Consider the following 22057-nt stretch of genomic DNA (forward strand, 5'->3'; position numbering starts at 1 on the left):
GCCGCAATGATACTTGACTTCCATACGCATCTGCTTGACAAGGGCCATTGGCCAAACGAATGGTGGGATTACGTCGCCAATCAATGGGCGAGCGCTGAACCGGGTCGCACGCCTGACCAGATCCGAGGAAAAATCGAAGCCGGTCTTATTGACCCCGACGGATCTCGCATGATCGCCGACATGGACGCGGCCGGAGTTGACGCGGCTGTCGTATTACCGATTGATTGGGGCCCAGACTTCCATTCGGAAAAGTCAGTCGATGAGGTCGTGGCTCATGCGATCGCGTGTCAAGAACGCTATCCCGGGCGTCTCATTGCATTTGGCGGCATCGATCCGAGACGGCCCGGTGCGCCCGAGAAAGTCGACGCTTGGCTGAGTTCCAGGCGGGTGAACGGTCTAAAGCTGTACCCGAATTGCGGGTGGATGCCAGGTTCACCCGAAGCGATTGCTGTGTACGAAGTTTGCCTCGCTCACGATGCGCCAATTTTGTTCCACACCGGCCATCCATTGCCGTTGCTCGACGAGTCATGGTCTCGCCTGGACAATTTTCTTCCGGTCGTCGAAGCTTTTCCTCAGTTGAAGGCTGTCTTGGGTCATGCAGGCGCACCGTGCGAGTTTGAAAACGCGCTTCGCGTAGCCGAAAAATCCGAAGCCGCCACACTGGAATTATCGGTATGCCTCTGGGATGACCACAACCAGGAGGCCGAAATAGCGCTGGCCAAGCGCGTGGCGAAAGCTATCCAAGTCATCGGCGCGGAACGCATTCTTTTTGGTACCGATCACGTCTCCGGGAAGCGGGTGCGCGGCCCCGGATTTCTCAAGACACTCGTTGACAAGTTTCACCGGATGCCTGACATGGCGCGGGCCGGGGGTACGTCCATTTCACCGAACGACATGGAAAAGGTCATGGGCTTGAACGGCCTAGATCAATTGCCTCACTTTAAATGGCAAGCTGTCGCTCTTTGAGTGACAAAAGGCCCTTTAACGCCGCAACGTCCTTGCTGCAGAGGATGTCCGACGCGGATTAGTCAACGCTATCACGAACTGCTAATAGTCAACATGCAAACATTACTCGCCAAACAGCTAGGCATCGATGCACCGATCTTCGCCTTCAGTCATTGCCGTGACGTCGTCGTAGAGGCGAGCAAAGCAGGAGCGATCGGTGTCCTGGGCTGTGTCGGCTTCACGCCCGAAGAGCTCGAGGTTCAGCTTGAGTGGATCGACGAACGCATTGGCGGAAAGCCGTACGGTGTAGATGTAGTCATGCCTGAAAAGGACCCGTGGGCAGACGAGGCAGATCTGAGTCGATTGCACGCGAAGCTCAAGGCCATGATTCCGCCCGAGAACATTGCCTATGCAAAAAAGGTCCTCGCGGACAACGGCGTTCCCGAGTTGCCGGCTGGTATCGAGCACGAAGGGGATTACCTCATTCGATCGACCGCCGCAACGGCGCGTCGCCACGTCGAAATCGCTCTGAAGCATCCCCTGGTTCGTCTCGTGGCCAACGCTCTGGGCGCACCGCCGGCCGACGTGACGGCAATGATCAAGGAAAGCGGCCGATTGCTTGCGGGCCTGTGCGGGGAGGTGTCACAAGCGAAGCGCCACGCAGCGGCGGGAGTAGACATCATTATCGCCCAGGGCACCGAGGGCGGAGGACACACCGGCGAGATCGGCTCGATGGTGCTCTGGCCCGAGGTCGTCGAAGCTGTTGCGCCGGTGCCGGTTCTCGGGGCGGGCGGAGTAGGCAGTGGCGCTCAGATCGCAGCAGCGCTAATGCTGGGGGCCCAAGGGGTCTGGACCGGATCGCTATGGCTCACGACCGTTGAATCAGATCTCACGGACCAACAACGAGAGCTGTTAATAGAGGCCCGCAGCCGCGATACCACGCGCTCCAAGTCGCTCACGGGTAAGCCTTGCCGGATGTTGAAGAACGAGTGGACCAAGGCATGGGAGGCGCCGAGTGCGCCGAAGACGCTCCCACTGCCGCTTCAAGACATTGTCGCAGCCGAGGCAACTGGACGTGCGCGGGCGTACCCCGATAAGGCGAAGGCCGTGACGATCAATCCGGTCGGTCAAATCGTTGGTCGCTTGAACACAATCGAACGCACCCGCGACGTCATCTATCGCCTTATTGAAGAGTATTACGCGAGTACCGAACGGTTCCGCCCTCTTATGATCTGGGAGTGAAGATTCTAGGTTCACCGTAGTTATATCGTCCCACCCTGCCAAACACTGGAGCTTGCATGAGTAAAAGACTTGCCGTCGCGGGCATTGTCGTACTGACCGCCCAGCCAACATACGCGCAAAGTAGCGTGACGCTGTATGGCTTGATCGACGACGGGATAACCTATGTGAACAACGTCCAGACGGCCGGAACCGCTGGGCGAAAGAAAGCAAGCCAGACCTACCTTGCGAGCAGCATTCTCGCCGGTAGCCGTTGGGGGATTCGAGCGGTAGAAGATCTCGGCGGTGGGATGCGCACGATCGTGGTACTGGAAAGCGGCTGGGACATGAATACCGGGAGATTCCAGCAAGGGGGGGACTACATGGGCCGCCAGGTCTATATCGGTTTGGGTAATTCCGTGGGAACCGTAACGCTCGGTCGTCAATATGACCTCTTGCTGGATTTCAATGCCTTGACGACGTCAAATCCGTGGGGCAGCGGCTACACGGCACACATTTCCGATCTTGATAATCTGAGCGGTACATATCGCGTCAATAACGCGATTAAATTCAAGACTCAGCCGTACCACGGGGTCGTATTTGGGTTTATGTACAGTCTGGGCGGGATCGCGGGCGACGTCACGCGCAACCAGCAACTTGCTGTTGGAACCACGTATGTGAACGGCCCGTTCTACGGCGCAATGACTTACCTCGCCGCGCGAAACCCGAACATTTCTGTTTATGGAAACACCCCGTCTGCGGGCCCCGCGACGACGAACAACATCGGCGCGACGACCCTAACCGGCGTGCAGGGAAACCCGGCGATCTCAGGTTACGCATCTGCTCACTCGAAAGATATCTTCGCTGTTGGGATGAACTACAAGATCGGTGGCGGAACACTTTACGCTAACTACTCAAATGTCCGTTTTTCTGGCCTTGGGGACACGAGTGCCGGCCCGAATCCTTTTGGATACCAAGGCACCGCAGTGTTCAACACCGCGGAGCTTGACTACTCATACTATGTGACCCCGGCGTTTATGCTGGGGGGCGGCTATGTGTTCACTAAAGGAACAGGACCAAACGGTAACAACGCAAAGTATCATCAACCCCAGGTGACGTTCGACTATTTCTTGTCGAAGCGCACAGACATCTATGGGGCGTTGATATACCAAAAAGCAACTGGACGCGACTCGACTGGTCAACAAGCTGTCGCATCAATCACGGCAATAACGCCGTCGACGAGCGACCGACAGTTTGCAGCTCATGTCGCCATTCGCCATACGTTCTGAAGCAATAAGAGACATGTTTGCTGATTATGGCTATTTTTCCAACCGACTTTCGTGCGAATGCATTAGGAATCCTACATTGAAGATCCTGGTACCGGTGAAGAGGGTGGTCGACTATAACGTGAAAGTCCGTGTCAAAGCCGACGGTTCCGGAGTCGACATATCCAACGTAAAGATGTCGATGAATCCGTTCGATGAAATCGCAGTGGAAGAAGCTGTGCGCCAGAAAGAAACAGGCGTAGCTACTGAAGTCATCGCGGTTTCGTGTGGCATTTCCCAGTGCCAGGAGACGCTGCGCACCGCCATGGCTATCGGAGCCGATCGCGGCATTTTGATTGAAACTGCCGTGGAACTCGAGCCGCTTGCTGTCGCCAAGCTTCTGAAGGCACTAGTGGACAAGGAGCGGCCTCAACTCATCATCCTGGGAAAGCAGGCGATTGATGACGACTCTAATCAGACAGGTCAGATGCTTGCTGCGCTCGCCGGTATGCCACAAGCTACCTTCGCATCACGGGTGACGTTGGAAGGCAGTACCGCGGTTGTGTCGCGGGAAGTTGACGGTGGAGCGGAAACCTTGTCTCTTACCCTGCCGGCGGTCGTCACGACGGATTTGCGGCTGAACGAGCCTCGTTACGTGACGCTGCCCAATATCATGAAGGCAAAGAAAAAATCGCTCGAGATTATCAAGCCGGATGATCTCGGCGTGGACGTCACGCCTCGCTTGAAGATCATGAAATTCGTTGAGCCGACCACGCGTTCCGCCGGCATCAAAGTGCCTGATGTCAAGACATTGGTTGAGAAACTTAAGATCGAAGCTAAGGCTTTGTGAGGAGGATATGAGATGACCATTTTAGTAATCGCGGAACACGATAACGCCTCCCTCAAGCCTGCGACGCTCAATACTGTAACGGCCGCACTAAAAATGGGCAGTGATGTTCATGTCTTCATCGCAGGATGGAACGCGCAGGCCGCCGCTGCCCAGGCTGCGACGATTGTGGGCGTCAGCAAGGTGTTAGTCGCTGACGACCCAGCGCTTGCGGACGGCCTGGCAGAAAACGTCGAAGCGACTGTGCTGAATATCGCTAAAAATTACACGCACATTCTGGCTCCGGCGACAGCGTACGGGAAGAACGTTGCGCCGCGGATCGCGGCACGTCTCGACGTGGCACAAATTAGCGATATTACAGCGGTCGTTAATCCTGAAACCTTCGAGCGTCCGATATATGCAGGTAGTGTTATCGCCACGGTTCAGTCCAACGACGCCATTAAAGTGATTACCGTGCGGGCCACTGGCTTCGATGCTAGTTCGATCAACGGCGATAGCGCAGAAATCTCTGCAATTGAGGCGTCTGCGGGCACTAGCCGATCGCAGTTCGTCGGTCGCGAAGTCGTCAAGTTGGACCGTCCCGAGCTAACGAGCGCTAGCGTTATTGTCTCCGGTGGCCGCGGCCTCGGCAGTAGCGAAAACTACTACAAGCTTTTGGAGCCGTTAGCTGACAAGTTGGGCGCCGCCCTCGGTGCGTCGCGTGCCGCAGTAGACGCAGGTTTCGCGCCGAACAATTACCAGGTGGGACAAACCGGGAAGATCGTTGCGCCGCACCTATATGTTGCAGTCGCAATCTCGGGAGCAATTCAACATCTTGCCGGGATGAAAGATTCGAAGGTGATTGTCGCAATCAACAGGGACCCAGAGGCACCAATCTTTAGCGTTGCCGATTACGGCCTGGTAGGCGACCTGTTCAGTGCGGTCCCTGAGCTCACATCGAGCTTGTAAGGGTCGCTGTCGGTTACTCGGCGTTTTCCACAGGTTTGTACGTTTTGACCTCGAACACTGCGCGCTATGGAGCCGGTGCCGGCGGCTCACGGTCATACATGGAATCAAGGCACATGTGGACTCCGCACCAAGCCTTAACAGGGAAGACCCTCTGGTGCTTGAAGCGGGCAGTGGCTCGCCCGCAACGATTTATTGGCACGCACTTTTTTAATCCGGTGCCGGTGATGCCGTTTTTTGAAATCGTTTCGTTGCCCGGGACCGACTCAGGAACACTAAAGCATTCGTTGCGCTTCGTCGAACGCCTTGGAAAACAATCGGTGATAGTTTCAGACTCGCCGGGCTTTGTTGTCAATTGCCTTCTCATCCGTATGATTAACGACGCTTTTGCTCCGCTCGATGAAGATGTAGCGAAGCCGGATAATATCGATCTGGCCATGAAAACAGGGAGCGACCAACCTATCGCTCCGTTGAGACTGGCGGATCTGATTGGACTTGATGTTTGCCCGGCGATCTTGGAGTCGCTCCATGGCAGGCCGTCGAGCGATCGATACCTACCGCCAGCGAGCTTGCGGCGATATGTGTCCGAGGGGAGGCTTGGACGAAAGACAGGTCGGGGCGTTTGTGAACATCGTTGAGGCGCCCCCGAACACCGATTTTCGCGATCGAAAGACAACACGGCGGTACCTCTTGTATCGTACGCGGCCCTTAAGCTTGGAACGCATTTGGTTTGCGTTCCCAGTGCAACTTTGGGTTCTACGAGGCCAGTTACGTAGCAGGCGTTCTTCTCACGGTACAAAGCTAGTACGGATCTCGCGGACCAAGGTTCCGGAACTTGATAGGTTCGATATTGATGCTGATCCCGATGTTACGGGCGCAGTGTGCGTCGCGATCGAGCCCGATCTTTCCGGTGTTACCAATGTCTGGGAAGCGCAACTGCGGGCTTCGCTCAACGATAAAATAAGTACAAAATCCGTAACTCGTGCGTTAGCTGCGGCTGTCTTCCTCCATCCACACCTAGACTGGAGAATTTTGACTGTCGCAATGCGTTCCGGCGTTACTGGAGAACATTTGCAACAACGTCTCCGCTTCGAAGGTTATTCATTTTCTGAAATCGTGCGATTTCAGATAAAGATGGCACATCTTTTTACTTGTTCATAAAATCAGATCGTCTGGGACCTACAATCGGAGCGACCCGAATTCCGATTCTTAGGATGCACGTTATCGCGGTTTCATCCGCCAATAAAAAAACCAAGCCACATAGTTATTTAAAAAACGATGACCAGACTTGTTTGCATAACCTTATTACGACATGATTTTATCTGATCCCATAATTGTTAATCATCAAATTATTTTCTCCGCATGGCAACTTGATTGGGGATTTTGTTCCTACGCTCTATCGATTACGCTCGCTGTTGAACAGCTTGGCGCCACGGGTGTGTCCAATTCGGCAATAACTAATGCGTTTGAATCGCATCGACCGAGAATCGCCGCGGCGGTCCTCAGGGTGGGGGCAGGGACGCCGGAAAGGCGGATGACCCTGCTGCTAGTCTGAGAATGGCAACATGTTGTGCTGTTCGTTGGGGTATTCGTCCTTTTCGTGCAAAATCTGGCGGTCGTCTCCCGGAGAGCCCCGTCAAGTAGGGCTTTCGCTTTGGCGTTCGTTACGCGACGCCCGATCCTGCAAGCTATTGAAAACTCAAGGATTTTCAGAGCAAAGCGCCAGATTTTGCACGAAAAGGACGAATACCCCGGCCAGCGCGGCATGGCCGCACGACACCACCCGCTCGCAGCCGGCGGCCAGCTGCGAAGCTCGCCAGAGGCTTATTCTCCCCGATCCGGGATACATACTTCCGTCGAGAAGAGCGTCGACCGAACGCGTCCGCTCGTCTGAAGTGCTTAGCGGCGAAGAAACTGTGGCGACGGAGGGCACTAGACGCGCTCCAAATACTGTATAAATACACAGGTATTCTAGCGCAAAGTTTTGGACCTCGGCGGCGTGCCTGCTTCCGTCTGAGATCGGGGATGCGAGACCATTTGGTCTCGTGGACGTGTCCATTCAATCTCGACCCATACCGGTCGTAGGACTGGACGCCGGCCGGAGGGTGTAGTTGAAAGTATCAACGGTCATTGGCCTATTGGGGTGCGGTCAGGAAACGGGAACAAATCGTACTACAAGGGGTCCCCGTTGAGCACAAGCTCAATCGCGGTTTTCTATGGTTGCGGTACTGCATTGCATTTCCATTGCGACGTGAGAAGGTGAAGGACTGCGGTACTACAAACGGTCATGTTGGGCTAATTGCCTGGACCCTGATGAAAGACGCACGCAAGGACCTCGTTCGCTAAACGGGAACGAAATCCCCGTACGATTTTCAGGCATACCTCGCGCGGGTCCAACCCGCTTCACATCCACGATGGCAGTGCAAAGTGATCTTTTTATCTGTTCATGGTTGCTACCGTGACGCTTACAAGATTGATCTCAAGGATGCGGCGCTCTGCTTATGCGCGAACGGGACCGCGGTAGATTGCTGATCACGCTCGAAGATTTTCGTGCTTCTCTTGAAATTCCTGAAACGTATCGGTTCGCAGATATCAAGCGTCGCGTCGTCGGTATGCCCGGTCAAAGAGCTTAACTCCAAGGCGGATCTGGTTATCCAATGGCGGCCTGTCAAGATCGGGCGAGCCGTCAGCTCATTGGATTTTCAATTCACGCAGAATCCACAGTCTCGCCTTGACCTTGATGAGTTTGTCGCTGCCTAGCGCGGCGATGAAAGGTCGCCCAGAAATGCGTCCTGCATGGTTCAGCGAAACAATTTGTAACCGCTTTACGATGTGAACAGATTATTCCTCAGACTAGCGATGTGGTGAAGGCTAGGGGAAGAGGGTATGTCCATATCGAAAACGCCGAATCGTCTTGGCTGTTTGGTCGATGTACTGAAGAGCTGTGCCGATCGCTCCTTCACGTTTCCGCTTGTTGCAGTGGTGTTAAGCGCCACGATCTGGGCAGCAACAGTTCAACGCATAGATCACGAGGGCGAGCAGGCCCGTGCAGCTGATGTCGCCACGAACTCGCAACTGGCTAGTGCATTTGCGGCACACATCGCAAAGACTGTTCACGATGCCGACGTGGTTGTGCAGTGGGTCAAGTATGAGTATGAACGCTCACCTGCGACGTTTGCGCTCGCGGACTACAAGCGGCGCGGACTTGTCTCAGCCGACACTGCGTTACAGGTGACGATTGTCGACGCGACCGGAAAGGTCCTGCAAACGACAACGCCGGACGCTCGCGCGGTGAATCTTTCCGACCGGCTACATTTCCGAGTTCATGAGCAAGGCGACATTGGTCTTTATATCAGCCAGCCAGTGCTCGGACGCGTTTCGTCGCACTGGACACTTCAGTTCACCCGACGACTCAATCACCCTGATGGTTCATTCGCGGGGGTGGTCGTTGTCTCAGAAGACCCGGACTTCCTGACCGACGGTTTCTACAACCTTGATGGGCTCGGCCTTCATGGGATGCTGGCTGTACTGTCCGACAACGGCTACCTGCTATCGCGATTAGCCGGTGGAGAGCCGACATCCCCCAAGGGACCGCCCGCGTCGGCCTTTTCGGCAATGACCGGGGCGAAGGGAAAAATCGTCAAAGATCCGGTGGACGGTGTTGAGCGCTTCGTTTCATATCATCACCTAACGGAGTATCACGTCTCCATACTCGCCGGTGTTTCGGCCGACGACGCCCTTGCGCCATTTCGCCAGGCCCGGTTGCTTTACTGCGCCCTTGCATCGTTTCTCAGCCTCTCCTTGCTGGCTGCCGCTGCCTGGCAGGTGGCAGTCACTCGCCGATTTCGACGGCTTGCAGAGACCGACTCGCTGACGGGTCTGCCAAACCGGCATTTGATGCTGCAGACCATTCGACGAAGGATCCGGGGAGAAGCCCCGGAAAGGGTGGGGCTGCTGTATATCGACCTCGATAACTTCAAGGGCATCAACGATACATTGGGACACAAGGTCGGGGACGACCTCTTGCGTAACGTCGCCTTCCGCCTCGAGGAGTGTGCGGCTCCGGGAGATGTACTCGCACGGATAGGCGGCGACGAATTCGCGTATCTCATCAGTGACGAACAGCCACTGGCGCGGGCCGAGCTGATTGCCCAGGACATCGTTCGAGTATTTCGGCGTGTCTTCGTCATGAGAGGCGAAGACTACACCATCAACGTTAGTATTGGCATTGTGCTTCACAAGCAGCCACATGACAACGAATTCGGATTGCTAACGAAAGCTGATCTTGCGATGTACGCGGCAAAGAATCGCGGTCGGCAAGGTGAGGAGAGCCGTTACCACGTCTACACGCCCGAGCTTTCCAGTCGCGCGATGACGCTTCTCGAGCAGCGACAGACACTTCAATACGCCATCATGAACCGGGAGTTCTTTGTTCTGTACCAGCCCATCGTGACGCTGGACGGAATGCTCCACGGCATTGAAGCCCTCGCTCGCTGGAAGCACCCTGAAAGGGGCGTTTTGCTGCCCGAGCAGTTCATTCCGCTGGCAGAGTCCACAGGACTGATTGTCCAGCTAGGAGAGTTCGTGTTGCGGCAGGCCTGCCACGACTTCCAGGCGTGGCAGGAATCGACGGATAGCCGACTTCACCTATCGGTGAACGTGTCGCCTGTACAACTATCGGCGGGCGGCCTCGTGCACAGCGTGAAGGAATGCCTGAATGACAACCTGATGGATCCTGACGTGCTGCAGCTGGAGATAACAGAGACCGCTGTGCTATCCGATAACAGTCGCCTGAAATCGCGCATCCAGGATATTCGACGACTGGGCGTGAAAGTGGTTCTGGATGACTTTGGTACTGGGCACTCGTCGCTGTCGAATCTTGTTTCACAAACGGTCGACGGCATAAAGATTGACAAACGGTTCGTCGAAGAGGCTTTGCATCAACCTGTGGCCGCAGCGCTTATCGAAAGCCTGGTACAACTCACAAGGAACGTTGGACTGTCGTTAGTCGTTGAAGGCGTCGAAAGAAAAGAACAAGCCGAATGGTTGGCGCGCTTCAGCAACATTCTTGTCCAGGGCTTTCACTTCTCACGGCCTGCGCCAATCGAGGAGCTTGCGGCCATGTTGAGGGCGGGCTAGCGATGTCCGGCTCGTTAATTGACCGGTTTCCCAAAGCTGAGGACAATATTTCATTCCAGCGATGCGAGCGGGTGGGCGCTGATCGCGTCGTCCTCAAGATACGCGATCACGGCGATGGTCGTCAGGTCCTGGAGCGCACGATTACCCGTCCGGACGAAGTAGGGCTGACGCTGGTTCTTCCTCTCCGCAGCGAGAAGCAGTTTTGGGCATTCGCAACAGCGGACCCGTGGATCGATATTCTGGAGCCGGGTTATCAAGCCATTCATGCGCAAAGCCGGCCAGGCTTTAACAGGCAAGGTCGATCACAGCGGCAGGAACGTGCCGTCGGTGTTAATGACCGGTTGGGCCAGATTCTGGAGTACGAAACCGAATTCGATCTCGGGGTGGCGTTGGATAGTCTCGTGGGGTCGCTCGGTGCCGAGCAATACTGTGTGAGCTGGATCGATTTCGACAGCCGCGGAGATACTGTCGAGCACCGGTACCTCGTTGGTTGTGATCCTGCGTGGATGCAAAAATACATCCACCGCTCCGGCTACATGAATGATCCGTTGCTCGAGTATGCCAAGCGCAATGCGGCCCCTGCGACGATATCCGGACTGGGAGTCGACGTTTCGGAACACTGGCTGCTGCAGGAGGCACAACGGCACGGAATGGAAAGCGTCTTGACGTGCCCAGTACACGAGCGAGCGCGGTCGGCCGTGTCCATACTCCAGGTCACGGTCAGCCGGGACGGTGCCGACGGTGATCGCGTGTTGTTGCGCAATCAGTTCGATTGGCGGTCCACTGCCAGTACGCTATCGGAATGGCGTCTGCGCAGGCTCCGCGAGGCTGCGGCCCGTTGCGGGCTCCAGGACGAAGATTTGACGGTACTACGCGCGTTGTTGCACTGGAAAGACAGCTCGGCGGAAACGATAGCTGCGGGGCTTGATATGCGGGCCCGTCATGTGAGACAAGTCGTTTATCCAAGAATTACCGAAAAACTGCGCGTTGCTCATATCAAAGACGCGGTAACTATTGCGTTTAAATGCGGCTTGATTAACTGATAGCAATATTCAGAGCGCTTCATAACAGATTATTACTGGGCTGTGAAGGGACAAACCGGAGTGGATTTTACGCAGGGTTGTCGGCTAAATTGGCCGCAAGTTTGCAAGCTGGCCGTACCAGGCCTTTCTACTCCGGTGATGAAAACTGCGATTCTCGTTCGATCTGTTTGCTTCACGGTAGCGTGCCTGCTGACCGGTAGTGAATCCTGTGCCGACGTCGGAGCTCGACATGTGTACTGGTCGATGGTCACGACATACCCTGAGGATACCGTATCAGGTCGCGGCCTTCGGTCGTTCGCCGAGCGAGTCGAAACGGAAACGGAAGGCTACATAGCGCCGCACATCCAGTATCGAATGAGTAAGCGCACGGCGCAGCTGGTCGACGATGTACGAGCGGGTAGAGTCGACGCCGCAGACATCTTTGGCGGCAATCTGGGCCGGCTCGATCCGCTGTTCGAACTGTCAACGCTGCCATTCCTGGCGCAAAGCGAAGCGGACGCGAAAACGTTGGCATGCATTGCAGAGCCAGCCTACCGTAGCGCGCTAGCCAAAGCCGGTTTGCATCTACTGGTCGTGTCTCCGTGGCCGCCCACTGGTCTCTGGTCGCGCACACCTCTCAGAAGTGCGAGCGATATCGCCCATTTGAAGGTTCGTACCTATGACGAAGCGTCGGCGACCGCACTAGGCAATGTTGGCGCGCAGGCGTCCAGTCTGCCTATGGAGCAGGTCAAGCCGTTAGTTAGCGAGGGCGGTATCGATGCGGTACTGTCTTCGGGAGATGGATCGGTCGGTGACACCCTCGCCGGGATACTTCCAAACTTTGCAGCGGTTCGATATGCCTTCCCGGTTTCGTTCCTCGTGATGAGTGAGAGCCGCTTCAAGGCGCTGTCCACACAACGGCAGCAGCAACTCACGGCAGCGGCCCATGATGTGCAGACGGCGGAATGGCAAGCGATTCTTCAACGTATTGCGATCAACTACACGCACATGAGGAATAACGGTGTGGCCATCGAAGACCCGATTTCGACGGACTTGCGCGCGAAGCTGCAGAACGAAGGCCGGGCTAGGGCGCGAGAGTGGCTGGGTAGGGCGGGGTCAGCTGGTCAGGCGATTTTTGATGCCTACAACAGTCGTTTGACGGCTCCGGCTGGTTCTGAGTGCCGATCAGGCGCGGTGGAAGCCCTCGACGGAGGTCTGGGATGATAAACCGAGTCAAGGTTAATTTCGCTGTCGTTGCAGTGGTGGTATATGCATCGGCTTTCGTTGTAGGAGGGGTTGAGGGATCAAGGCATTCGGGACCACACGTATCGCCTTCATGGGATATGGGCGATTCAGACACCTACGAGGGGCGCTATGTGAAGGGAAACGAAGTTTGCACCTTCAGGAATGAGGTGATTGGGGACGGTGCGATCGCGATTGATACGCACTGCGTAGTTAAGGGCTGATGTGGGGAGGAAGAAGATGAGCGAGAAATTTATTGACCTCAATGTCGATCTCGGGGAAGGGTTCGATCACGACCTCGAGCTGATCGAGCTTGCCAGTTCGGTCAACATCGCCTGCGGTTGGCATGCTGGCGACCCGTTGACGATGCGACGGGTGACGACAGAAGCAATTCGAAAGGGCGTTGCGATTGGAGCGCACCCTAGCTTTCCAGATCGGGAGAACTTCGGCCGTGCGCCAATGCGCCTGCCGGCCGACGAGGTCTACGCCGGCGTGCAGTATCAGGTGGGCGCGCTGGCCGCCGTTGTGGCGGGGCTCAGCGGCCGTCTGGCTCACGTGAAGCCTCATGGGGCTCTGTACAACATGGCAGAGACAGATGAGGAACTCGCCTTCGCCATCGTACGGGCGATAAGGGACTACGACCCGGATCTGCTCATCTACGGACTCGCCGGCGGCCAGCTCGTCCGCCTGGCCCGCGAAGAGGGGTTGCTCGTGCGTATACGCCGGAAGGCAAGCTTGTACCTCGGACGCAAGCGAACGCCGTGTTGGAAAGCGATGTCGCGGCTTGTCAGCAGGCGCTTGGCATGGCGCGTGATGGCCGGATCAAGGCGGTCGACGGCCGCTGGATCGAAATTCGGCCCACAACACTGTGCCTTCACGGCGACGGGCCCCATGCTGTGGCGTTTGCGAACCTGATCCGCGACGCCTTACGTAACACAGGCATCGGCGTCAGGGCGCCAGAGATTGCGCAGTACGTTTCGGAGCATGCCTGAAAGGCGCAGCCGCTTAAAAAGCGAGATCGATTGCTTTCTTGACGAGCAACTGGTCGATCTGGCCGGAGTCGGAGGCACTTTGGTAAACGAGTGCGATCAATTTCGATTTTTTCTGGGCGTCGATGGGGCGATTTCCTAGTGCGACGTCGACCGCGACGAGTACCCGGCACAGCATATTTTCATCGACAGCGCCGTGGCGCGTCACGCGGGTTCCCGTCACCAGGTACAGGACATCGAAGCCGCGCTGAGCGAGAGCCGCCAGATATCCGACGTCGGGTAGACGCACGCCCTGTTCGTAATTGAATTGCGCGCGACGACTGGCACCCGAAATCGCATGCATCTCGCCTTGGGAGAGTCCTAGCCGTTCGCGTTCCACGATGAGTCGCGAGCCAAAGGTTTCTGGCATATATGTGCTTAAAATTGACATGTGGCACAAACGTGCCTATATTGTGCGAATGTGATCAAACTTGCTCAGTATAGGGGCGCTTGAATGCCACTCAAAACCTTGGAAGAGGTCCGAGAAGAGTTCAATCGATACGGCGTCTCGGTATCAAGCTGGGCGAATCAACACAGAATCCCGCGGAATATCGTAAGCGGAGTGCTGCAGGGGCGGCTAAAAGGCAAGCGAGGACATGCACACAATGCAGCCGTTCTGTTGGGATTGAAAGACGGCGTTGTAAACCGGGAGGATGCGCACGGGCCAGCATCCGATGAAGTACAGGCGGAAAAGAATGGGTAGGTGATGGTGTAGGAGCGGTCGGCGTCAATGTAGCGAGCATTGGCGCCGACCTGACCAGTTGTTGAAACCTGAGAGGTCGACAATGGCTAAAGCCATTATATCGTCAGGGCGTGGCCGGCGGCATATCGTGGGCAGAGGGGAGGGTCATGCTTGACTTCAACGCCCTCGCCCAGCAATGCGCGCCGGACGTTCACCCCACGACGCTGCAGGCGGTCGTGAGGACTGAGTCCGGCTTCAATCCCTACGCGATTGGCGTCGTCGGTGGCCATCTCGCGCGTCAGCCTCGTGATCGTGCGGAAGCGGTGGCGACGGCAAAGGCACTTGACACCCAGGGCATCAATTTCAGCATGGGCCTCGGCCAGGTCAACAGGAAGAACCTGGCCCGTTACGGGCTGACCTACGACACCGTATTCGACCTGTGCGCAAACCTGCGGGCCGGTGCGGACATTCTGCGCAGTTGCTATACCCGCGCCTCCGCCACGATGGGGGCGGGAGATCAGGCGCTGCGTGCTGCAATCAGCTGCTACTACAGCGGCAACTTTACGCGCGGTTTCGCGGTGGACTTCAACGGCACGAGCTATGTGCAGCGCGTGTCGGCCAACGCACAACCGGCCGATACCGCAACCAGCGTGGTGCCGGCCATTCCCGTGGTGATGGACCGGCCGCAATCGGGCGAGCCTGTTCGCATCCGGGCAGCCGACACGCGACGTCCGAGCGCGGCCCGTAACGAGGCACTCCCCGACGCGCAAAGCCAGATCCACCCGTCATGGGATGCGTTCGGCGACACTCCGTGCGCCGGAACGTCTTGCAAGTGATTTAACCGGCGTGCATGGCGGCGCCGCTTACCCACCGCCCGAGGAGGAATCATGTATTTTAAAGTCTCAATCCGTTCACACAGATTAGTACAACTTACCGCATATGCGGCGGGCATGCGGACACGTGTCATTCTGACCGCTGTGCGCAGCGCCTTTCTGATCGGCGCCGTCATGGGTCCGCAACTCGCCCTCGCAGGCGGCGGCCTGGACTCGGCCACCCAGGGTGCGATCACCTTCAAGATCTGGCTCTATTCGTTTCTCGGCGTCGTCGCCGCCTGCGTGCTGATGTGGAAGGGCGCGGAATGCTGGGCCGATCGCGCGCACTGGAGCGAGTTTGTGACGATGTGCGGCAAGGTGGCGGCGGTGGGCTCGGTGGTCGGTGTGCTCGCACCGTATCTGTGGAACATGTTCAGCTGAGCCCGTCATGTCGGAAAAGAACACCTATCCCGGCTTTAATGGCCTCGGCCGTACGGCGGCCATCTGGGGTGTCCCCTATATGGCGATGCTGGTGGTCGTGGTCGCATCGATGTTCGTGGGCGTGCTGATCTCGTTCTTCGTGGGCCCGGGTGGTCTGCTGTTCGTTTTTCTTGGCTTTCCCGTGCTGCTGTATTTCAAGCACGTGTGCGAAACCGACGATCAGGGCCTGCGCATCATGTGGCTCGAACTGCGCTGCCGGTTCTACTTCTGGCAACTGCGCGTGCGGGGCCGCCTGAATGCGGGGCGCGCTGCGCCTCAGTTCGGTAATACGGCCACCCTTGCCCCATTGCGTTACGGGCGGCAACGCCGCGTCTACCGCGACTTTCTCCAACCCCTGTCGAGTGGCGAGCGCCGGCTGCGGGAACTCGAAACGGATCAGTGATGAAAGGCAAACCGATGGAAGGCAAACCCCTCGTCTCCAGTGAGATTCTCGGCGCCATCGGCGCGGTTGAGGACTGGCTCCCGAAGTTCGGTCATCCGGTCACGAAACACGTGCAGCACCTTGAGGGCAACCGCTTCATGGTGACACTGGCCAAGCGCGGCGTGCCGTTCGAAGTGCATGAAAACGAAGCGATCGAGCGCATGTTCGATCGCGACACCGAAACGTACAGCAAGCTCGGCCGGGATCTGGGTGGCCGGCTTGGCTATCACGCCGTCTTCACGCGCCGGCGCGTGAGCTTTGACCGCATGTACCGTTTCAGGCCGCGTTTCCTGCAGTGGTTCGCGTCGGTGTATGTGGGGAAGTTTCACGAGGAGAAATTCTTCGAGAACCGCTATTACCTGTCGCTGATCCTGAAATACGAAGATTTCGACGATGGGCTGAAGGAGATCGAATCGCTCGCGCAGCAGGCGCTGCTGCAGTTCGTCGACTACGAGGCCGAGCTGCTCGAAGTGTACGAGCGCAAACACCTGAACGGCACGCGGATGCTGTTCTCGAAGCAGTACGGGTTTCTGAACGATCTGGTGAACGCTGCGTCGGGTGATCTGCCCGTGGCAGCGGAACCGGGCACGGACATCATTCCTTCGAGCTATCTGCATTTCGGCTACAACACGCTCTCGATCCAGGGACCGGGCGTGCCGGCCTCGCGTCAGTTCGCGACCTGCTACGACCTGCGCGGCTGCCCGGACAAGCCAGGGTGGGGCCAGCTGGATCCGTTGATCTCGCTCCCCATGGCGTTGACGGTTGTGCACTCGTTCAACTGCATGACGGGCTTCGAGTCGAACCGCACGATCGATTCTGTGATCAACAAGCTGGAATCGGCCGGCGACAAGGCGAAGCATCAGGTGAAGGAACTCCGCGACGCCCAGGGCTATGTGAACACGGGCGAGCTGTCGTTCGGCGAGTATCACGGCGCGGCCATCATCTATGGCGAGACGGCAAAGGAGGCGCTCGCGAACGGCGACCTGTTTGCTTCGCGATCACTCAACGAATGCAGTGTCGAATGGGCGCTGGCGACGGGCTCCGCGCCGTTCACGTATTTCTCGCAGGTGCCGGGCGCAAAAGTAAAGCCGCGGCCGAAGGTGCAATCGTCGCGCAACTTCGCATCGATGCATGCGTGTCACGACTATTCGACCGGCAAGGCCGAAGGCAACCCGATTGGCGACGGCTCGGCCCTCATCCCGTTCCGCTCGGCCTCCGGCATGTATCACTACAACCACCACGCGACGCGCCGGGGCGATATCAACGTGGCGGAAAAGCTTGCTGGCCATAACGAACTCAAGGGTACGACCGGGACCGGCAAGAGCATGGTGGCTGCGGCGATCACCGGCATGCTGTCGCGCTTTGACCCGCTCCTGTACGTGCTCGACAAGGGGCGTGGCTGGGAGGTACTGATCCGCGCAATGGGCGGTGCCTATGTCTACCTCGAGAAAGGCAAGCCCACCGACTGGGCACCGTTCGAGCTGGCCGACACGCCGGATAACCGCGAGTTCCTGTACGGGCTGGTCGAACTGTGCGGCCGGAAGAACGGCGTCGACCACCAGGGCAAGCCGGTCAAGATCGATCTGAAAGCCTCGGAGAAGATCCAGTGCCGCAATGCCGTCGACGCGGTCATGGGCATTGACGACGTCCGCCTGCGCCGCTTCAGCCTGCTGCTGGACAGCATTCCGGACGAAGGCGATGACGGTCTGCGCGCACGGCTGTCGATCTGGTGCAAGTCGGAGGGTGGCCGGTTCTGGTGGGTGTTCGACAACCCGCCCAACCTGTCGCTGAACATGAGCGAGCAGCGCTGGATCGGGTTCGACGTCGAGGCGTTCCTCGTCGAGAACTACGAGCCGTCGGAACCGGCGTTTGCTTACCTGTTCCACCTCAAGAAGCTGATGCGCAGTGAAGGCCGGCTGATGCAGACGGTGATCGAAGAGTACTGGCTGCCGATCCGCTTTCGCACGATCCGTGAGCAGATCGAGGAAACACTCGCCAGCGGCCGCAAGGAGGGTGAGTTTCTCACCCTGATCACCCAGCAGCCGGAGCAGGCGCAGCGCGCGGCGGACCTGTTTCCCGCGCTGCGCAGCCTTGTCGCGACCAAGCTCTGGCTGGCCGATCCGGCAGCAGAGGAAGCAGCGTATCTGCGCGACGGCATGACGAAGAAGGAATTCCGTGAGTTCAGGAAGCTCACGCCGCAGGCCCGGCGCTTCCTCATCAAGCAGGGCAACCAGTCTGCCTTCGCGAGTTTTGATCTGACCGGGCTGGATGACGCGATCGCGGTGTTTTCGGGTGACCGCGAGAACGTGCTGATCTGCGATGCGGTGCGCGCCGAGCTGGGCGACGATCCAGATGTCTGGCTGCCCGTCTATCTGGAGCGCGTGTTTGAACGCAAGCTGCGCACGCGCCTCGCGGCGAAGCACGGCGCCGATGAGCGTCTGTGGTCCACCGAGCTGCAGCGCGGCCTCGATCGCAAGCGGGCCGAACTCGCGGCCATTTATCCCTCAGCGCGGACCGTCGAAGCCGACGCCGACGCACTGACTGTCTGACCATAACGCAATGGAGGAATGAAATGAACGTCAACCGTGTCAGGCCGATCGTGCGCCTGCTCCGGGCAGGCCGTGTGGTGGCCGCTACGTTCGCGCTGTGCGCCGCGAGTGCCGTTCATGCGCAGGGTGTGCCGACGATTTCGCCCGCCGAACTCGCGCAGCAGATGGTGCAGGTCCAGCAGCTGTTTCAGCAGATCCAGAATCAGGAGGCCCAGTATCAGGCGCTGACCGGCAACAGCAGTTTCGGCAACATCATGAACGACGCATCGCTGCGTAACTATTTGCCGGAGCAGTGGCAGAACATTTACGACCAGGCGAAGAACGGCAGCCTATCAGGCATCAGTTCGTCGATGCGCACTATCGAACAGCAGGAGGGCATGACGGACGCGAGCACGCCCGGCCAGCAACGCTATTACGACACGCTCGCGGCCAACAAGGCGATGAACGAGCAGGCGTACAGCGCGACGACGGCGCGGCTGAATAACATCAAGCAACTGATGCAGTTGTCCAACGCGACGCAGGACCCGGCGCAGAAGGCGGATCTGCAGAACCGGATGGCGGCCGAAGAGGCAATGGTTACCAACGAGCAGACGCGTATGCAGCTCACCGCGCAACTGCAGCAGACCGAACTCAAGCTTGCTGAAGAGCAGCGCGACCGGGAATTCGATAACGCTCTCATGGGGAAAAACAATGGTCAATAAGACACTTCTCGGCTCAATCATCGCTTTGCTGGTCGTGATCGCGGGCTATCTTGGTTACCTCGCCTGGGACCGTCACCAGCACAACGTGCAGGAAGAGCAACAGCAGCAGCAGGACCTGAAGTTCGATGCCGCCCTCGCAGGCATGACCCCGCAGCAATATGCAGCGAAGCAAAAGGAATTGTCGGAACATGCTGCGAGCGATGACGCGGAAGCTAGCGCCGCCGGCCTGAAATAAGTGTCGGCCGCCACAACCCTGAATGTGAGGTCATCGTGATAAATACTCATCTGTTTTCGTCAATGACGAGCTACATGGATCAGAACGTGGTGAACACGATCACCACCGGGTCGACGCGGATGATTGCGCTGATCTCTCCGCTGATGGCCGCGTGCTTCAGTATTTATGTACTGCTCATCTTGTGGTCCTACTGGCAGGGCCGCAACGATGAGCCGATCAACGACTTTCTGATGCGAATGGCGACGTGGGCGTTCATCCTGACGTGCGGAATGAACATCCAGTTTTACAGCGAGTACGTCGTGCCGTTTTTCAATGGGCTGGGAGAGCAGCTTTCCGCAGCGGTGACAAACGGAAGCAACACGGTGTCCGGGCTCGACAACCTGCTGGATGCCTACCTGAATTCCGCGCAGGCAATTTTCAACAACGCGCACGGGCTGAAAGTGTTCGAGGCGCTGTGGGTCGTTTGCCTGATGTTCATTTTCGGTACGCCCTTCATGGCTATCGCGATCGCTTACCTGATTCTGGCCAAATTCGCGCTGGGGATCCTGCTTGCTCTCGGACCGCTGTTCATCTCGGCTGCGCTCTTTCCACCAGCACGGCAGTTCTTCTGGAACTGGGTGGGGCAGTGCATGAACTACGTCTTTCTCGTCACACTGTTCGCGGCGTCGTGCGCGCTGGAGGTCAATTTCGCGATGGGCTTCATACCGTCGGGTGGTGCGATGCCAACCATAGCGGAGGTCTTTGAGCTCGACATTATGGGGATTTCCTTCTGGATCATCGCGCTCAACCTGCCCGGACTGGCGTCGTCGCTCGCCGGTGGTGTTGGGATCTCCACCATGGTGGGCAAGCTCGGCACGGCCGGCAAGATGCTTGGGGCCCTCGCAAAGGCTGGCGGCCACGGCGCCAAGCCCTCTGGCGGTAGCCTGAGTCCTCAATAAAGGAGAACCGGATGAAACGTTTTCTGATCAGGCTCGGACGGTGGTGGCTGGCTGCGGTGGTGATCTGCACGGTGGGACTGATCCTCTCCATCGAGCTTATACATTGACCCGTGGGACCACCTTCATGAAGAAGATGGAATGTAACGCGCGCCGCGCGGGATCAACCTGCAAACGAAATATGGTAACCGTCGGGCGGCGACCAGTCCATCCAGACAGCAAAGGAGAAAAAAATGCATCACATGAACAGCAAGACAGTAACCCGACGTGTGCCAGCGCGGGCGATCGCCGCTCGAACAATTCTGGGACTCGTTGTCTACGCCGGCTTGATTGCGCTGCTTACAGCTACCGCGCGGCAGATCCTCGCGCCATTCAAACCAGAATTACACCGCATTCTGTCGGCGTTGCCCACCGAGGACTGGGCATTGGCATGCATCTGCATCGTGCTGCTCTTTCTGGCGCTGCAGATTCCGGGCATCGGGGCCGCGATCGCGGCCGGCGCGTGGGAACTGGCTGGTGAAGTCCGTCGTGCGGTGCGACGCACGAAAGGCCGCCAGTCATGAAAACTGCACTCGCGGTGGCCTTGCTCATTCTCTCGTTGCAGGCGTGCAGTTCACCTCCAAAACCTCCCGAGCCGACGGGCCAATGGGTGCCGGTCAACCAGCTCGCGGCGCAGCAACAGGCTGTGCGTACCCAATCGAAGTGAGGAACACGATGACATCTACCATCAGACAATGGTTCGCGGGTGGATCACAGGCGCGCAAGCGCCGCAAAGGCGGGGAAACACCGCTGGCCGTGCAGGCAGCGGGGCACGTCGGCTCTCTCGCGAGCGGCATTGACGCAGGCGAGCGTGATGCTGTCGCGTGGTATCTGAAGCAGGCACAGGCCTTCGAGAGGTCGAAAGTCGAGGCGGCCGAGGAGAAGGCGCGGATCGCCGACCGGCGCTCGCTGCTGTCCGGGGGTGTGGCGCTCGCGGCCGTTTTTGGTATGGGGGTTTTAGGACTCCTAAAGCGGCCGAATCCACCTGCCGTTCTGCGCGTGAATGATACGAACGGCAACGTGGATGTGTTGCCCACGACGGCCACCGGTCACGTGACCTTCACCGAGAAGACCGATCGCGCGGATCTGCGCCGCTACGTCGAAATGCGCGAAGGCTACGACTGGGAGACGATCTCCGACACGCATGCGGCCGTCATGTTCATGAGCGATGACCACGAGAAGGAAATCTACGACACGTTCCTGCAGGGGCCGACCGGGCCGCTCAAGCTGCTGAAGGATCAGGCTCGCGTGCTTGCGCGCGTCGGCTCGATCACGTTCGTCGGCTCGACCGCGCAGGTATTTTGCTCGCGGCAGCTGATTCCGCTGAACCCCGCGGTGAAGCGTCCTGATCCGACCTGGTGGATTGCGACGGTGGCGTTCGAGCGCGTGGATGTGCCGGAGAAAAAAGATCAGCAGGACATCGATCCGGACGGCTTTCGCTGCACGAGCTACGAGGTCACGCGCGACTGGACGCGTGCACCCGCCGACGCGCCCTCTTCGTCGACGCCGGCAGCGGGGAACGCATCATGAA

23 protein-coding genes and 1 pseudogene are annotated in these 22057 nt (G+C 58.0%); 23 read left to right on the forward strand and 1 reads right to left on the reverse strand.

Annotated features, from left to right (window positions below; translation table 11 throughout):
• The first annotated feature begins 6 nt into the window (after nt 1-6).
• The 12 genes and pseudogenes from B0G76_RS42015 (at nt 7) to pxpA (ending at nt 13615) form a co-directional block, all read left to right on the forward strand.
• The gene (locus B0G76_RS42015) at nt 7-966 is read left to right on the forward strand and encodes an amidohydrolase family protein (protein WP_120298586.1); all 960 of its coding nucleotides are present in this window, start codon (nt 7-9) and stop codon (nt 964-966) included.
• 93 nt (nt 967-1059) lie between these two features.
• Entirely contained in the window at nt 1060-2187 is a 1128-nt protein-coding gene (locus B0G76_RS42020) for a nitronate monooxygenase (RefSeq protein WP_120298587.1), read from the forward strand.
• A gap of 56 nt (nt 2188-2243) precedes the next feature.
• Nucleotides 2244-3452: a porin gene (locus B0G76_RS42025; protein WP_120298588.1), complete on the forward strand. Its 1209-nt coding sequence runs from the start codon at nt 2244-2246 to the stop codon at nt 3450-3452.
• A gap of 76 nt (nt 3453-3528) precedes the next feature.
• Nucleotides 3529-4278 (forward strand): electron transfer flavoprotein subunit beta/FixA family protein, encoded by a 750-nt coding sequence (locus tag B0G76_RS42030; protein ID WP_120298662.1) that lies wholly within the window; start codon nt 3529-3531, stop codon nt 4276-4278.
• A gap of 12 nt (nt 4279-4290) precedes the next feature.
• Entirely contained in the window at nt 4291-5223 is a 933-nt protein-coding gene (locus tag B0G76_RS42035; protein WP_120298589.1) for an electron transfer flavoprotein subunit alpha/FixB family protein, read from the forward strand.
• A 113-nt stretch (nt 5224-5336) separates the two neighbouring features.
• Entirely contained in the window at nt 5337-5858 is a 522-nt protein-coding gene (locus tag B0G76_RS42040; RefSeq protein WP_166679211.1) for a 3-hydroxyacyl-CoA dehydrogenase family protein, read from the forward strand.
• Between the two features lie 1863 nt (nt 5859-7721).
• Nucleotides 7722-7853 carry a replication initiation protein gene (locus tag B0G76_RS44490; protein WP_259461004.1) on the forward strand — a complete coding sequence of 44 codons (132 nt, stop codon included), beginning with the start codon at nt 7722-7724 and terminating at the stop codon, nt 7851-7853.
• Between the two features lie 19 nt (nt 7854-7872).
• Nucleotides 7873-7980, forward strand: a complete 108-nt coding sequence (locus B0G76_RS45070; RefSeq protein ID WP_409076791.1) for a hypothetical protein — start codon at nt 7873-7875, stop codon at nt 7978-7980.
• A gap of 126 nt (nt 7981-8106) precedes the next feature.
• The gene (locus B0G76_RS42050) at nt 8107-10359 is read left to right on the forward strand and encodes an EAL domain-containing protein (protein ID WP_120298591.1); all 2253 of its coding nucleotides are present in this window, start codon (nt 8107-8109) and stop codon (nt 10357-10359) included.
• Nucleotides 10360-10361: 2 nt separating this feature from the next.
• A complete protein-coding gene (locus B0G76_RS42055) occupies nt 10362-11402 on the forward strand; it encodes an autoinducer binding domain-containing protein (protein ID WP_183082336.1) in 1041 nt (346 codons plus the stop codon).
• Between the two features lie 231 nt (nt 11403-11633).
• A complete protein-coding gene (dctP, locus tag B0G76_RS42060; protein WP_183082337.1) occupies nt 11634-12605 on the forward strand; it encodes a TRAP transporter substrate-binding protein DctP in 972 nt (323 codons plus the stop codon).
• A 258-nt stretch (nt 12606-12863) separates the two neighbouring features.
• Nucleotides 12864-13615, forward strand: a pseudogene (gene pxpA, locus B0G76_RS42065) (5-oxoprolinase subunit PxpA).
• Between the two features lie 13 nt (nt 13616-13628).
• Here the strand turns inward: pxpA and B0G76_RS42070 are convergent.
• Nucleotides 13629-13991, reverse strand: a complete 363-nt coding sequence (locus B0G76_RS42070; protein ID WP_259461005.1) for a helix-turn-helix domain-containing protein — start codon at nt 13989-13991, stop codon at nt 13629-13631.
• A gap of 114 nt (nt 13992-14105) precedes the next feature.
• On the opposite strand from B0G76_RS42070, the gene B0G76_RS42075 reads away from it, so the two are divergent.
• The 11 genes from B0G76_RS42075 (at nt 14106) to B0G76_RS42120 (ending at nt 22056) form a co-directional block, all read left to right on the forward strand.
• Nucleotides 14106-14354, forward strand: a complete 249-nt coding sequence (locus B0G76_RS42075) for a DNA-binding protein (RefSeq protein ID WP_120298594.1) — start codon at nt 14106-14108, stop codon at nt 14352-14354.
• A gap of 146 nt (nt 14355-14500) precedes the next feature.
• On the forward strand, nt 14501-15169 hold the full coding sequence (locus B0G76_RS42080; RefSeq protein WP_120298595.1) for a lytic transglycosylase domain-containing protein: 669 nt from the start codon (nt 14501-14503) through the stop codon (nt 15167-15169).
• A 114-nt stretch (nt 15170-15283) separates the two neighbouring features.
• Nucleotides 15284-15586, forward strand: coding sequence for a hypothetical protein (locus B0G76_RS42085; protein ID WP_259461006.1), 303 nt, complete (start codon nt 15284-15286; stop codon nt 15584-15586).
• A gap of 7 nt (nt 15587-15593) precedes the next feature.
• Nucleotides 15594-16028 (forward strand): VirB3 family type IV secretion system protein, encoded by a 435-nt coding sequence (locus B0G76_RS42090; protein WP_120298597.1) that lies wholly within the window; start codon nt 15594-15596, stop codon nt 16026-16028.
• Complete coding sequence (locus B0G76_RS42095; RefSeq protein WP_259461007.1) at nt 16028-18616, forward strand: VirB4 family type IV secretion system protein; 2589 nt, start codon at nt 16028-16030, stop codon at nt 18614-18616. The genes B0G76_RS42090 and B0G76_RS42095 overlap by 1 nt, the downstream gene beginning before the upstream one ends.
• 23 nt (nt 18617-18639) lie before the next feature.
• Nucleotides 18640-19317: a type IV secretion system protein gene (locus B0G76_RS42100; protein WP_120298598.1), complete on the forward strand. Its 678-nt coding sequence runs from the start codon at nt 18640-18642 to the stop codon at nt 19315-19317.
• Entirely contained in the window at nt 19307-19552 is a 246-nt protein-coding gene (locus B0G76_RS42105; RefSeq protein WP_120298599.1) for a hypothetical protein, read from the forward strand. Before B0G76_RS42100 ends, B0G76_RS42105 begins: the two co-directional genes overlap by 11 nt.
• Nucleotides 19553-19626: 74 nt before the next feature.
• Nucleotides 19627-20490, forward strand: a complete 864-nt coding sequence (locus B0G76_RS42110) for a type IV secretion system protein (protein ID WP_259461008.1) — start codon at nt 19627-19629, stop codon at nt 20488-20490.
• Nucleotides 20491-20720: 230 nt separating this feature from the next.
• The gene (locus B0G76_RS42115) at nt 20721-21050 is read left to right on the forward strand and encodes a hypothetical protein (RefSeq protein WP_120298601.1); all 330 of its coding nucleotides are present in this window, start codon (nt 20721-20723) and stop codon (nt 21048-21050) included.
• On the forward strand, nt 21047-21193 hold the full coding sequence (locus tag B0G76_RS43245; RefSeq protein WP_183082338.1) for a hypothetical protein: 147 nt from the start codon (nt 21047-21049) through the stop codon (nt 21191-21193). Before B0G76_RS42115 ends, B0G76_RS43245 begins: the two co-directional genes overlap by 4 nt.
• Nucleotides 21194-21201: 8 nt before the next feature.
• Nucleotides 21202-22056 (forward strand): type IV secretion system protein, encoded by an 855-nt coding sequence (locus B0G76_RS42120; RefSeq protein ID WP_120298602.1) that lies wholly within the window; start codon nt 21202-21204, stop codon nt 22054-22056.
• Nucleotide 22057 lies beyond the last annotated feature (1 nt).

The sequence above is a fragment of the Paraburkholderia sp. BL23I1N1 genome, from assembly GCF_003610295.1.
Classification (GTDB): Bacteria; Pseudomonadota; Gammaproteobacteria; order Burkholderiales; family Burkholderiaceae; genus Paraburkholderia.